Below are 12834 nucleotides of genomic sequence, written 5' to 3'. Positions count from 1 at the left end.
CGAAAAAGGCCCCGCTGGAGCGGAGCCTTTCCGTTTGCATGATGGATGTTGCTGTTTCCGGCGTCAGAAGCCGCGCGGACTGGGGGTGAAGCCGAGGAAGTCGGCGCAGCCGCGCATGAAGCTTTCCATGAACACGCCACGGGCTGAAGGCTCGGCAATGGCGACTTCGGCCGGCTTGGCCGCCTTGGCCGGCCGCAGCGCGAGACTCATGACCGCGCCGCCGATCAGAAGCGAGCCGGCCAGGGTGAAGGAGGTGGTGAAGCTGCCGGTCGAGGTGTTGAGCATCTCGGAGACGCGCCCCATCACGAAGCCCCCCACGCCCCATGCGGTGAAGAGGAGGCCGTAGTTGAGTCCGTAGTTCTTGAGCCCCCAGTAGTCCTTGCTGAAGGAGGGGAAGAGGGAGAGGTTGGCGCCGTAGTTGAAGCCGATGAAAGTGGCCAGGAGCACGATGAGAACGGCATTGGGGTGCCCGGCCCCCACGAGGGGGATGGCGGCGAACATGAGGGCCGCCTGGAAGACGAACATGATGCAGAGGGTTGCCATCCGGCCGATCTTGTCGGAGAGGATGCCGGCCACGACGCGGCCGCCCGCGTTGCCCAGCGCCATGATGGCAACCGCCAGGAACGCCATGGAGCCCATGCTCTTCTTGGCGATGCCGGCCACGCTGCCGATGACCATGAGGCCTGCGCCGGCGCCAATGAAGTAGGTGATCCAGAGGATATAGAACTTGCCCGACTTGAGCATTTCGCCCGCCGTTGCATTGACCGTCGGTTTGGCAGGCGCCGCCTTGGCTGCGGCATCACTCTTGGGAGCGTCGGCCGGAACGTACCCGGCAGGAGGGTTCACCAGGAAGAAGGAGAGGCCGCAGACCACAATCGCAAAGGCTGCGGCCAGGATGAGCATGGAGGTCTGGATCCCCACGGAGCCCAGGAGCCAGGTGGCGAGGGGGGCGATGTAGACCGGCGCCAGGCCGAAACCGGCCACGACAATGCCGGCGATGAGACCCGTCTTGCTGGAGGGGAACCACTTGAGGGCCGGGGGCGTTGCCGCCGAGTACCCGAAGCCGAAGCCGGAGCCGGCCAGGATCCCAAAGCCGATTACCCAGGCTAGGTAGCTGTTGCTCTGGGAGAGGATGGCAAAGCCGGTGCCCACGAGAACGCCGCCGATGAGGGCGGTGCGTGCCGGACCGATCTTGTCCTGGGCCTTGCCGGCAATGATCATGGAGAAGGCGAAGGCGAGGCAGCAGATTGCGTAGGGGTCGTTGATGGAGGCCTTGTCCCAGTTGAATGCGCCGGGGCCCCCCTTTTCGATGGACGACTTGATCGCCCCCTTGAAGATGCTCCATGCGTAGAGAACTCCCAGGGCCAGGTTGATGCCTGTCCCCGCCAGGGTCACTTGCCATCCCCTGTTCTTGACCGTGTCCGACATGGTTGATACCTCCTTTTATGACGTTCGCGACATTTAACGATTTTTCATACATCTCTCCTTCAGCAACTTGCATACCATTGTTATAAAATTGAGTATATTTTACAAAATTCAAGTAAATCGATTGGTTATGAATGTTGGTCGCTTGCGTGGCCAGAGGGTGATTGTTCCGGTAATTCGCAATCATGCAAAATTTAGTTATACGTTTGGCGGACTCAAGATCGATGACAAGGATGTGGTGCGGTTGTAATGGTTAGTAAAATTAAGGTGTTAGGCTTGTGATTGGCGCGGGTGCGATTGATTCGCATGAATGCAAGGAGAATGGTTGCAGCAGCGATAATAAAAAAAGCCCGCCGAGGGCAGGCTTTATTTAGTTAAAATAAAAATACCGGTTCCGGCAGGTGCTATCCCACCTCGGCGTACTCCCGTTCCCGGAATTCCACCCCCAGAGTCTCGGCAAGGCTCCGCACGGCTGCGATGTCAACCCCCGGCACGGTGACCGCCGTGGCCACTACCTTCGGGATATGCTTCGTCGCTTCCGTGAGGAACCGGCAGATGCCGTCGAAACCCGCCGTGCCGAAGGGGGTGTTGCAGAGGCGGGCGTAGGTTTCGGCGTCGGCAGCGTTGAGGCTGACAGAGATGCAGTCGATAAGTCCCTCCAGTTCCGGCAGGACGTTGCGGCCATGGACCAGGTTCGCCTGGCCATCGGTATTGATCCGGATGCGGAGACCCCGCTTCTTGAGCTCGGCCGCCACTTCCCGGATGAGGTCGATGCGGAGCATCGGCTCACCGTAGCCGCAGAATACCACTTCGTCCACCGGGCCGGGATCGCCGATGGCAGCCATCACCTCGTCGAAGTTCGGCTCGTGGTCAAGCTGCAGGTAATGCCCTTTCACGGTGAAGTCGTCGAACTTGGCGCAGAAGGAGCAGCGGTTGGAACAGCGGTTGGTGATGTTGAGGTAGAGGGAGTTCCTGATCCGGTAGGCGATCCGGGCCGCCTGGTCCTTGCCGCCGATGCCGAAGAGCCGCCGGGCGTTGAGGGAGGTGATCCGCCCCACGTCCTCCAGGGTGAGCCCCTTCAGTTCCGCCACCTTCGTGGCGGTGAGCCGGACATATGCCGGTTCGTTCCGTTTTCCCCGGTGGGGAACCGGCGAGAGGTAGGGGCAGTCGGTCTCGATAAGCAGGTGCTCGGTCCTGATGCCGCGCACCACCTCGCGGAGCTGTTCGTTGGAGGGGTAGGTGACGGTGCCGGGGATGGAGAGGTAAAATCCCATTTCCACGCATTCGCGCGCCATGGCCAGGTCCCCGGAAAAGCAGTGGAGCACCCCCCCCACTTCGGCGGCCTTTTCCTCCCGCAGGATCGCCATGACCCGGTCGTGGGCGTCCCGGTCGTGGACGATGATCGGCAGCGCCAGTTCCCGGGCGAGGCGGATGAAGTGGCGGAAAACCCGTTCCTGCTCGTCGCGGGGGGAGCGATCCCGGTAGAAGTCGAGGCCGATCTCGCCGATGGCTACCACCTTCGGGTTCCCCTGGGCCAACTCTCGAATGACTTGGTAGCAGCGTTCGGTCACCCGCGAGGCGTCGTGGGGGTGGACCCCCACGGCGCAGTAGATGTGGTCGTGCTTGCGGGCCAGTTCGCAGGCGGCCTGGCTCGACTCAAGGTCTGCGCCGACGGTGATGATATGGGAGAGCCCCGCCTCGGCGGCGCGGCCAAGCACCTCGTCGAAGTCGGCGACAAAGTCGTGACCGTCGATGTGGGCATGGGTGTCAATGAGGAAACCGGTCTCGTTCATGATTGTTCCTTTTTCGCGGTGCAACGTAAAAGGCGGCATGGTGATGCCGCTTGAAACAGAACTATCATGAATGTCCGTCCCCTGGCAAGGGCACAGAATCACGGCGTTGCCATCAGTGTCGGCATCCACTGCCAGACTCCTGTAGTGGTCGTAAGCATCCCTTGTTACCGTGCAATGTTCCGTGGTATACGGATTGTTGTATGGTATGCGGATGAAGGGGGACGAGGTCTTGTCTGGAAATGCAGCACAGAGAGTCTCATTAATGTGCCGGGTCGGCGTCGGGATGGGAGGTACGGTTTCCTTTCTGGCGGCGGCAGTTCTCTTTGCGGGATGTTCGACGCCTCCCACTGCTAAAAAACGGGCATTGACGGAGCTTTCCGGGCTGCGGCAGCGGTCTGCCTCCAGTATTTCGCGCCAGGAGTACTGGAACATCGAGGAGACCGTGGCCCGGGCGGAATCCCACCTGGCCAGGGGTGAACGCAAGCGGGCAGAGGTTCTGTTCGATCTGGCCGCCGGCAAGGCAAAGCTTCTCTCTGAGCGACTGGAGCTGGCCCAGGCAGAAAAGGACGAACCACAGCCGTCGAGCCGGGACGCGGTGTCGAAGCAGACCGCTGATTGGGATGACCAACTCCCCCCTCCGGCGATGGACAGCGTCTCCCCCTTGCCCCCCCCTGCTCCTGCAAGCCCGGCTATGGCCCCTCCCACCGAGCATCTCCATCCCCAATCGGCGCCTGCGCCTGTTGAGCCGGCCGAACCGCAGCCCGGTGAAATGCGCTCCGTGGAGAGGGGGGAACCGGCCGAAGCGACCGAAACCGCCAGACCACGGTCTTCTGTGATCATCGGCAAGAGATTCTCCTACACTGTTGGCAAGGGTGAAAGCCTGCGCTATATCGGCGCTAAATTCGGGGTCAGCTGGCGGCGGCTGGCGCAGCTCAACCGGATCGACCCCCAGAAACCCCTCAGGGCCGGACAGGTGCTGCGTGTCGACACCCGCCGGATTGTCCCCCGCCAGATCGACGACGGCATTGTCATAAACATCCCTGATCGCACTCTCTACTATTTCCGTAACGGAGAGGTTGACCGGGTGCTTTCTGTCGCCGTGGGAAAACCGAAACCGGTAAATGATCCCGAAAAGCGCGACTGGCATACGCCGACCGGCAATTTTCGGATCATCGGAAAGGTGAAGGATCCCACCTGGCGTGTCCCCCCCTCCATCCGGAAGGAGATGAAGGAGCGGGGGAAGGAGGTGAAAACCATTGTCCCGCCGGGGAAGAAAAACCCTCTCGGGAAATACGCCCTGAAAACGTCGATACCAGGAATTCTTATCCACAGCACTAACGCGCCCGAATCGGTCTACAGTTTCAGCAGCCATGGCTGCATCAGGGTTTTTCCCGAATTCATGGAGGATTTCTTCAATTCCGTGACAGAGGAGACCACCGGAGAGATTATTTACGAGCCGGTAAAGATGACGGTTGCCGAGGGACAGGTGTTCCTTGAAGTGCACCGGGACATTTACAACCGCTACGAGAATCTCGATGAACAGGTGAAGAGCATCGCGCAGGAGCAGCACGTCGAGGAGAGAATAGACTGGAACAAGGTCCAACAGGTTCTGAAGAGGATGAACGGGGTACCCGAAAGGGTTTCGTTCTGATTTCCGCAGGGGCGTCATCGTTGCCGGCTGTTTTTGTCCATGCGGCGTATCCTTTTTATATGCACCAGGTACCGATGGGTAATATTCTGTAATATCAGTATGTTACGTAAAATTTTCGCGGGAGGATGAGTTTCATCCCCCCGCGTTTGTATGTCCCCCCTATACAAACACTCTCGACCGCAATACCTTTTCAATCCCAGGCCACAAATAATTCCTTAATTATTGTAGTGGGTTACAAATTAATAAAGTTTTTTCATCCTGCTGGCATACCCGATGCTATGTAAAAGACAAAAGCAATCAGTTAGCACCGGAAAACAAGGAGGATGCCATGAAAGCCATAGCCAACGCCCTGATCGTTACGATAGCCACCGCTTCTTCTGCCCTTGCCGCCAGCGGCGCAGCCGCCGACGAAGGGGGATTCCTCGCCCCGCTGTTCCTGGCCCTGGGCGTCGCCGTCGTCGCCTTCCAGACCATCCCGGCAATCGTCCTGCTCGGTTCCATGGTGAAGGGGCTCTTCTCGGCCAAGGAAGAGGAAGGTGCCCGCTAGGTTTCGGAAACAACCCGGTCAGAGACCGGCACAATACGAATACGATGAGAAAGGAGACGGCCATGAGAGCGAGAACTGCAGCCGGCACACTGGCACTGGTAATGGGGAGCGTAACGTCGGCCCTGGCGGCATCGGGAGCGCGGGAAGACAACAGCGGCGTGTTCGTGTGGATTTTCCTCGGGTTCTGCGCCCTGATCATCGTGGCCCAGCTGGTCCCGGCAGTTCTCACCATGCTCGGCATGGCCAAAGGGGTTAAGGAGAGCTTCGGGGAAAGGGCCGAGGTGAAGAGCCGCTAGAAAGCCCGGCAATCCGCCTGCCGCAGAATTAATGGGGCCGTCATCCGTGAAGGGGTGACGGCCTCTGTTTGTATGGTGGTTCGCGTCAGCCGAGAGTAAAGAAGAACGTTGCCCCATTTCCCGGGGTGGCCTCGGCCCAGATTCTCCCGCCGTGCCGTTCGATGATCCGCTGCACGGTAGGAAGGCCCGTGCCGCTCCCCTCGAACTCGGACTCGCAATGGAGGCGGCAGAAAGGCTCGAAGAGCTTGCCGGCAAATGCCATGTCGAACCCCACACCGTTGTCCCTTACAAAAAAGACCGCTTCCCCCGTCTGTATTATTTCCCCGAACTCGACTGCCGCTTCCGGATTCCTGGCGCTGTATTTCACTGCATTCTCCAGAAGGTGCCGAATGCAGGTTTCAAGCATCCGGTGATCACCCTGCACCACCACGTCCGGGGCAATGGTAACCTTGATCGTGCGTTCATGTTCCCGCAGTTCGTCAAATATCTGGCCGCAAAGCTGAGAGAGATCCACCGGCACCATCTCCATCTCGGTGCTCCCAAGGCGATAGATAACCAGCAGGCTGTCAATGACGTCTCTCAACTTCCGGCTTGCCACCCCGAGCCTTTCCGCCAGATAGAGCACCTCGTTAGAGCCGGCATCCCTGGCGGACTCGGCAATTGCCGTGCTGAAACCATCCAGCCGGGCAATCGGCGCCTGTATTTCGTGGGAGATGGAGTAGCAGAAGCTCTCCAGCTCCCGGTTCAGGCGCTCCAGTTCCGCGGTGCGTTCGGCAACCCGTTGTTCAAGGGAGAGATTCAGGTCTTCAAGCTGCTTCTGCTTGATGGCCAGTGCCTCCCTGGCTTCCATGGCACGGGACCGTCCGCGTGCCAGAAGCCGGGTGATCGCCGTCAGGAGCAGGCTCAGCACGATCCCCGTGACGGCCACGTATCCTGCCTGGTTGCTCTTCAGGCGCTTTTCAAAGGGGGGTAGGGAGCGGAACGCCACGGTCCAGATGCGGCCGGCTATTTCCATCCGTTTGATGGCGAGCAGCGGGGCCTCCATGACCCCGGCGAAGCGGATCTTGTCAGAGTCGTGCAAGAGTGTCTTTTCGGATATTTCCTCCCCGTCGTAGATCTCGATATCGATTTCGTTGGCGCGACCACCGAAAAGTCCGGCCATGAGGTCGTCCATGCGAAATGGCGAGTAAACCCACCCGATGATTGCCGAGCGGCGCGACTGCACGGAATCGAGGCGCTTGCCGTTGGCATAAATAGGGAGATAACTGAGAACCCCCGCCTGTTCCCGCTCCCCGGTCTCCTGCACAAGCCTCACCTTGCCGGACAGGGCAACTGTGCCGGTGTCGCGCGCCCGTACCATGGCGGCATGCCGCACCTGCTCGGAAAACATGTCGTAACCGAAGGCACGCAGATTGCGGCCCGAGAACGGCTCCAGGTAAATGATAGAGGTATGGATCTCCTGTTCCCTGTCCGGCCAGATGGCGTAATCGGGGAATCCTTCCTTCCTGACGGACTCGATATGTGACTGCAGTCGCGCTGCCGGTACGATCTGCGTAAAACCCACCCCCTGGATGCCGCGGTAGGACTCTTCCAGGCCGAGAGCCGTCACGTAGTCGCGAAACTCATGGCGTTCCACCGACTCGGAAGCGGTGAACAATCCCCGCGTCCCGCGCAGCACCTGCTCGTACGCCTGCATGCGCTGTTTTATGAGGGTGAGATCTTCCTGCACGAGAAAATCGAAATTCGCCCGGAGATCCCGGGCAACGATCTGATGTTCATGCTTCCACAGTTCGTAGGTAAGGAGCAGGCCGACCGTCAGAACCGCCAGCGGGAGCCAATGGGCGAACCTTTGCAGATTCGGCACTTTCCCCGGCGACTTCGTTGCTGGGCTCTCTTTCGGGGCCATTAATTAATCCTCTGGTGGTAACCGCCCGGGGATTCGTTCCCCAAAGTATCCGGGAAAGGCGTTGGACGAAGCCGATGTCCGGATGGCAAGGGGTGTCGGTTGGTCGGCAGGCAAGTCTCGTTTCAAGTATAGATTGGCTCGACGCGGCTTCAAGCCAATTGGATGGAAATTCGGGAGCGGCACTGGCAATGTTTGGTTCGTATCCATACCGCTGTTTCGCCTTTTGACGTACAACGCGATTGTGGTCTTGATGGTCCATGTGCTCACTGTCATGAAAATCATTTGCATGGCAAGCAGTTGTCGAGTGCAGTAGTATTCAGTTTGCAATATAGTTGGTAATCGCCACCGTTATTTGACTGTGGCTCTCTGGCGACCTGTAGAAGTACCGTATCAACTCAGGAATCATGCGGATCAGTGACCAATGGTAAAACGAATTTTGCATTCCCTGTTCTCGTCCCGTGTCGGAATCGCATGTGCTGCGGCCGTCGTGGTGTTTGCGGTTTGCACGAGCATGGTGCGGTTTCGTCCCTACTGGCATTTCGAGGGGATCTACGTACTCAAGGGGGGAAATGGCCTGCTGGAGATCAAGGATGATCTGGTTCTCGGCGACGAGAACCGGCTTGTTCTTGCGCTGCCGGCGCAACCCCTTCTCCGTTTTCTCCGGGGCGACGTCAGCTATGCAACGGACGCGACGCGCCTGGAGCATGAATGGTACCGCTTCGATGGCAGTGGCCATGTGAAGGGACATTTCGCCGACGGAACCATTTTTCTCACCTGTCTGAGCCGTTATCTCGACAGCGACGGCAGGGAGACAAGGGGAGTTTTTGTCGGCGGAGAATTGCCGTATCATCTGAATCAGGCCGGTAACGAAACCCTCAACGATACCGGCGTCTCGTTCTATGACGGAAACCGCTGGTTTCACCTCTGGTGTAACGTTAATGAATCGATAAGCCCCTGGAGTAACCCGTCCTCTACCATTGCTCCGTCGTTGTGGCGGTTCCTTGATAGCAGGGTGGCAAAGCAGACGTCCGAGGAGCTTGTTATCACGAGCAGTCACGAAGTGGAACTGGACGGTCTGCCGTTCCGTATCGACCGGGCTGCCCGGTTCACGGCCGGAGCCCGTTATTTCACGCTGGCGATCCGGATTACGAATGTCGGGCAGTATCCCGGCGGCTACTACTATGTCTACGGTGACGAGCCATGGGTGGGAAATTATGGGTCATCGATCGGCAATGTGGGGTGGGTGAAGGACCGCCTTGTCCCCTACGAGGAGACGATCAACCCCCAGGAGCACCACTGGGCCGGCTATTTCGATTACGGCAATGAAGCCGCGGGCGAAGAGCATAACTACAGTGGGATGGCCAACTTCATCGAGTGGAAGGGGAACGTAACCCCTGACCTCGTCTATTTTTCCAACAAGATCGGCTCCTTTGCCCCGCCGGGGAGCCGCGTCCCCCTCAATCACCCCAACAACCGTGTCCTGTTCCTGCAATGGGGGCCCCGTCTCCTGGCCTCCGGTCAATCAAACACAATCATTCTTTCCATCGGGATGGCCGACCGTGACCCAGTTTCGGGATTTCCGGTCAAACCGGATACCACCCTTGATCCGGCTCTCCTGGAGCCGTTCCTTCCCCCGCGGTAGTAACTCTGCTGTTACCCCCAAAGAGCCTGTATCAGCCGGGTGGCAAACTGCTGTGTATCCGCTCAATCCCGTACGGAGAAGCGGCTTGCGGTGAGAGACTCCGCCGGCTCCATTCTGATGCCGTGGTCCGGGTTGGCCGCGGCGTGGAGCAGCGTCCTGAAAACCGTCTCCGCCGCGTCGGGGCGCCCGAGGGCCGCGGCAATCTCGTCGGCCGTGAGAGAGGAGCCGGTCCCGCGCAGGTGGGCGATGATGTCGGCCTGGTGCGCCAGCACCGTCCCGGCCGCCTTCTTTCCCGCCTCGACGCCGGGCTGGTGGTAGGCGTTGATGTTCACCAGCGAGGCGTAGAGCCCCACCGCCCGCTCGAAGAGGGCGATGAGCATGCCGACGGTGCGGGGTGATACCTCGGGGATGGTGATGGTGAGGGATTCCCGACCCTTTTCGCCGAGGGCCGTGCGGGTTCCCTGGAGAAAGCCGGACAGGTAGTCGCCGCTCGTCACCCCCGGTTCCACCGGCAGGGACGCACCGCGCCGGTCCCGGAGCACTTCGATGAAGGTGACGAAGAAGTTGTTCACCCCCTCGCGAAGTTGCTGCACGTAGGCGTGCTGGTCCGTGGACCCCTTGTTGCCGTAAACCGAAATCCCCTGGCAGACCACATTCCCTTCCCGGTCCAGCTCCTTGCCGATGGATTCCATGATGAGCTGCTGCAGATAGCGGGAGAAGAGAAGGAGGCGGTCCTTGTAGGGGAGGACCACCATGTCGCGGGCACCTTTTCCGCCGGTGGCGTGGTGCCACATGAGGGCCAGGAGCGCCGCCGGGTTGCGGGCCGTGTCAGGGCGGCGGGTGAGTTGGTCGCAGAGCCGGGCACCTTCCAGCATGCCGGCGATGTCGAGCCCCTGGAGGGCAGCGGGAAGGAGCCCCACGGCCGAGGTTACAGAAGTGCGACCCCCGACCCAGTCCCACATGGGAAAGCGGGCAAGCCAGCCGGCACTGGTGGCGGTCCGGTCCAGCTCGCTCCCTTCGCCGGTGACCGCCACGGCGTACCGGGGGAAGTGGAGTCCCGCCCGGCGGTAGGCGATTTCGGCCTCCAGCATGCCGTTGCGGGTCTCCTTGGTGCCGCCGCTCTTGGAGATGACCACCGTGAGGGTCCCGGCAAGGTCCGGCCCGATCTGGGCCAGGACCCGGTCCATGCCGTCGGGGTCGGTGTTATCGAAGAAGTGGGGGGTGAGCGGGTTGTCCACGTCCCCCAGGGCGTCGGCCACGAACTGGGGCCCCAGGGCCGATCCGCCGATCCCCACCACGAGGAGTTTCCGGAAGGGGCGTCCGTCCGGTGCCGCGATGCTCCCGCCGTGGACGGCGGCGGCGAATTCCCTGATCCGCTGCACGGTCTCGCCAATCTCCGCGGCGATTTCATCGGTGGGGGAGAGGTCCGGGGATCGCAGCCAGTAGTGTCCCACCATCCGCCCCTCGTCGGGGTTGGCGATGGCGCCTCCCTCAAGCTCCCCCATCTCGGCGAACGCCTTCTGGGTGGCCGACTCCATGGACGCCAGGAATCCGTCCGCGAAGTTCATCCTGCTGATGTCCAGCATGAGCCCCGACTCAGGATCGTGGAAAAGGTGGGATTGGTAACGGTTCCAGAGGAGGGTGTTGTCCATGGTGGTCTCCTTTTCTTGTTAGCTCAACGCACCGGTGCAGCTTGATCCCTCGCCGGCGGTGCAGCAGTAGCAGTGCTGGGCCAGGAAGAGTTCAGCCCCTGTTGTGGCCGCCTCCTCCAGGTCGTCGATCTTGAGGATTTCGCCGCTGCCGCTGGTGATGGGAAGGCCGATGGCCTGGTTGAAATCGCAGTTGTAGAGAAACCCCTTCCAGTCGACGCTCACCAGGGTCCGGCACATGATGTTGCGGGCCGCCTCGGGGTTGAAGCGGGTGGCGAGCATGGCGAGGTAGCGCTCGTAGGCCCCCTTTGCTTCCAGGTACTCGCGGAAACGGCCGATGGGGGCGTTGGCGATGGTGTAGAGGTTGTTGAAGCGAATGCCATAGCGTGTCAGGAGTTCGATCTTGTAGGCCTCTTCCAGTTCCCGTTGGGAGCCGGGGATCAGGGGGCCGCCCGGATTGTAGACCAGGTTGAGCTCCAGCGTGCCGCCATAGCCGAGTCCGTTCAGAATTCGCAGGGCCTCGATGCTCCGGGCAAAAACCCCCGGCCCCCGCTGCCGTTCCACGTTCTCCTCCTGGTAGCAGGGGAGGGAGGCAATGACCACCAGTTCCTGGTCCCGGTAGAATCCCGGCAGCCACTCCATGCCCGGCTCGGTCATGATGGTCAGGTTGCTCCGCACCATCCGGCGGGGAGAGTGGCCCCTGGTCTTCTCCACGAGGGCGCGGAAGTGGGGATTCATCTCCGGGCAGCCGCCGGTGATGTCAAGGGTGATGCCGGGGCGACGGGTCAAAAGCCCCACGATCTTCTCCATCACCGCCGGTCCCATGATCCTGTCCCCGGCGGGGGATGCGTTCACGTGGCAGTGGGCGCAGGTCTGGTTGCAGATGTTCCCCAGGTTCACCTGGAGGGTCTGGAGCCCCTCGAAGGTGACGTACATGGGGTCGATTTCGCGCAGCCGTTCCTTGAATACCGCAACCATTCATGCTCTCCGTGTGAACTTTCTGTAGATGACCGGGATCAGGGCAAAGAGCCCCAGCAGGGCAAAGGAGCCGAGCACCCGCGGTGAGGCGGCGTCGGCCGGATTCGAGATGGTGGCGAGGCTCGCCCCGGCGTTCACGTAGACGAAGCCGCCGGGAATGATGCCCACCAGGGTGCCGATGATAAAGGTGCGCAACGGCAGGTGGGTAAGCCCGGCCGCAAGGTTGATGAGGAAAAAGGGAAAGAGGGGGACGAGCCGCAGGAAGAGGAGATAGTTGAGCCCGGCCGTTTCCAGCTCCCGGTTTATGGTTGTGAGGCGATGGCCGAACTTCTCCTGGACCGCATCGTGGAAAAGGTAGCGGGTCACGAGGAAGGCGAGCGTGGCGCCGAGGGTGGCGCCGATCACCGCGTAGACCGTGCCTTGTACTGCGCCGAAGATGGCGCCGGCCGCAAGGGAGAGGATCGCGGCGCCGGGGAGGGAGAGGGCGGTCTGCACCACGTAGATGCCGATAAAGAGCGAGACCGCGGCGAGACGGTGCTGCTCCGAATAGGATACGAGAAGTTCCCGGTTCGCCTTGAGGGATTGAAGGGTCAGGTGCCTGTCGAGCCCCGACATGAAGAAAAGCGCCACGGCAAGCCCGATGACGGCGATTGCGACAAGCTTCGGTCTGGTCATGGAAAGGTTATAACTGCCACCCGATGCGGGTGTCGAGTACTTTCTCGACGAACGGGGGGAGCCGCGGCGGTCCCGGCAATCCGCGGGAAGAAGTGTGAGTGCCATGGAAAGCCCCTTCCGGGTCTGGTTGCTACCACCCTCAGTATAGCCGAGGCCGGCCGACGGGCAAATCAACTGGGCGTTGAAATCCGGTCAATCCGCGATGGATGGCGGTTTGCGCGGGCAGAAAAGCTTTGACAAAACTGGCGTAATTCCCGTAGTATTGCCCAAAT

10 protein-coding genes are annotated in these 12834 nt (G+C 60.7%); 4 read left to right on the top strand and 6 right to left on the bottom strand.

Annotation, left to right across the window (positions count from 1 at the left end; translation table 11 throughout):
- Positions 1-63: 63 nt before the first annotated feature.
- A complete protein-coding gene (locus GMET_RS12410; protein WP_004512435.1) occupies positions 64-1428 on the bottom strand; it encodes an L-lactate MFS transporter in 1365 nt (454 codons plus the stop codon).
- Between the two features lie 401 nt (positions 1429-1829).
- Entirely contained in the window at positions 1830-3218 is a 1389-nt protein-coding gene (locus GMET_RS12405) for a TatD family hydrolase (RefSeq protein WP_011366057.1), read from the bottom strand.
- A gap of 283 nt (positions 3219-3501) precedes the next feature.
- Between GMET_RS12405 and GMET_RS12400 the strand changes: the two genes are divergently transcribed.
- The 3 genes from GMET_RS12400 to GMET_RS12390 all read left to right on the top strand — a co-directional run bounded on the left by GMET_RS12400 (position 3502) and on the right by GMET_RS12390 (position 5712).
- On the top strand, positions 3502-4869 hold the full coding sequence (locus GMET_RS12400; protein ID WP_238378922.1) for a L,D-transpeptidase family protein: 1368 nt from the start codon (positions 3502-3504) through the stop codon (positions 4867-4869).
- A 328-nt stretch (positions 4870-5197) separates the two neighbouring features.
- Entirely contained in the window at positions 5198-5416 is a 219-nt protein-coding gene (locus tag GMET_RS12395; RefSeq protein WP_004512438.1) for a hypothetical protein, read from the top strand.
- A gap of 62 nt (positions 5417-5478) precedes the next feature.
- Positions 5479-5712: a hypothetical protein gene (locus tag GMET_RS12390; protein ID WP_004512439.1), complete on the top strand. Its 234-nt coding sequence runs from the start codon at positions 5479-5481 to the stop codon at positions 5710-5712.
- 85 nt (positions 5713-5797) lie between these two features.
- Here GMET_RS12390 and GMET_RS12385 read toward each other — a convergent pair whose 3' ends face one another.
- Positions 5798-7618: a CHASE domain-containing protein gene (locus GMET_RS12385; RefSeq protein WP_004512440.1), complete on the bottom strand. Its 1821-nt coding sequence runs from the start codon at positions 7616-7618 to the stop codon at positions 5798-5800.
- A 511-nt stretch (positions 7619-8129) separates the two neighbouring features.
- On the opposite strand from GMET_RS12385, the gene GMET_RS12380 reads away from it, so the two are divergent.
- On the top strand, positions 8130-9260 hold the full coding sequence (locus tag GMET_RS12380; RefSeq protein ID WP_238378921.1) for a hypothetical protein: 1131 nt from the start codon (positions 8130-8132) through the stop codon (positions 9258-9260).
- A gap of 62 nt (positions 9261-9322) precedes the next feature.
- Here the strand turns inward: GMET_RS12380 and GMET_RS12375 are convergent, their stop codons facing one another.
- The 3 genes from GMET_RS12375 to GMET_RS12365 are packed head-to-tail and all read right to left on the bottom strand — an operon-like array spanning position 9323 to position 12562.
- Entirely contained in the window at positions 9323-10912 is a 1590-nt protein-coding gene (locus GMET_RS12375; RefSeq protein ID WP_004512442.1) for a glucose-6-phosphate isomerase, read from the bottom strand.
- 18 nt (positions 10913-10930) lie between these two features.
- Positions 10931-11887 carry an arsenosugar biosynthesis radical SAM (seleno)protein ArsS gene (arsS, locus tag GMET_RS12370; RefSeq protein WP_004512443.1) on the bottom strand — a complete coding sequence of 319 codons (957 nt, stop codon included), beginning with the start codon at positions 11885-11887 and terminating at the stop codon, positions 10931-10933.
- A complete protein-coding gene (locus tag GMET_RS12365) occupies positions 11888-12562 on the bottom strand; it encodes a TVP38/TMEM64 family protein (protein WP_011366056.1) in 675 nt (224 codons plus the stop codon).
- Positions 12563-12834: the final 272 nt, after the last annotated feature.

It is taken from the genome of Geobacter metallireducens GS-15 (genome assembly GCF_000012925.1).
GTDB classification, from domain to species: Bacteria; Desulfobacterota; Desulfuromonadia; order Geobacterales; family Geobacteraceae; genus Geobacter; species Geobacter metallireducens.
Note: the sequence above shows the minus strand (reverse complement) of the source record. Positions and strands in the feature narration are given on the sequence as shown.

Excerpts from the sequence above, each read along its gene's own strand:
- GMET_RS12410 (WP_004512435.1), bottom strand. The coding sequence starts at position 1,428 with ATGTCGGACACGGTCAAGAACAGGGGATGGCAAGTGACCCTGGCGGGG.
- GMET_RS12375 (WP_004512442.1), bottom strand. The coding sequence starts at position 10,912 with ATGGACAACACCCTCCTCTGGAACCGTTACCAATCCCACCTTTTCCAC.
- GMET_RS12380 (WP_238378921.1), top strand. The coding sequence starts at position 8,130 with ATGGTGCGGTTTCGTCCCTACTGGCATTTCGAGGGGATCTACGTACTC.
- GMET_RS12405 (WP_011366057.1), bottom strand. The coding sequence starts at position 3,218 with ATGAACGAGACCGGTTTCCTCATTGACACCCATGCCCACATCGACGGT.
- GMET_RS12390 (WP_004512439.1), top strand. The coding sequence starts at position 5,479 with ATGAGAGCGAGAACTGCAGCCGGCACACTGGCACTGGTAATGGGGAGC.
- GMET_RS12400 (WP_238378922.1), top strand. The coding sequence starts at position 3,502 with ATGGGAGGTACGGTTTCCTTTCTGGCGGCGGCAGTTCTCTTTGCGGGA.
- GMET_RS12385 (WP_004512440.1), bottom strand. The coding sequence starts at position 7,618 with ATGGCCCCGAAAGAGAGCCCAGCAACGAAGTCGCCGGGGAAAGTGCCG.
- GMET_RS12395 (WP_004512438.1), top strand. The coding sequence starts at position 5,198 with ATGAAAGCCATAGCCAACGCCCTGATCGTTACGATAGCCACCGCTTCT.
- GMET_RS12365 (WP_011366056.1), bottom strand. The coding sequence starts at position 12,562 with ATGACCAGACCGAAGCTTGTCGCAATCGCCGTCATCGGGCTTGCCGTG.
- arsS (WP_004512443.1), bottom strand. The coding sequence starts at position 11,887 with ATGGTTGCGGTATTCAAGGAACGGCTGCGCGAAATCGACCCCATGTAC.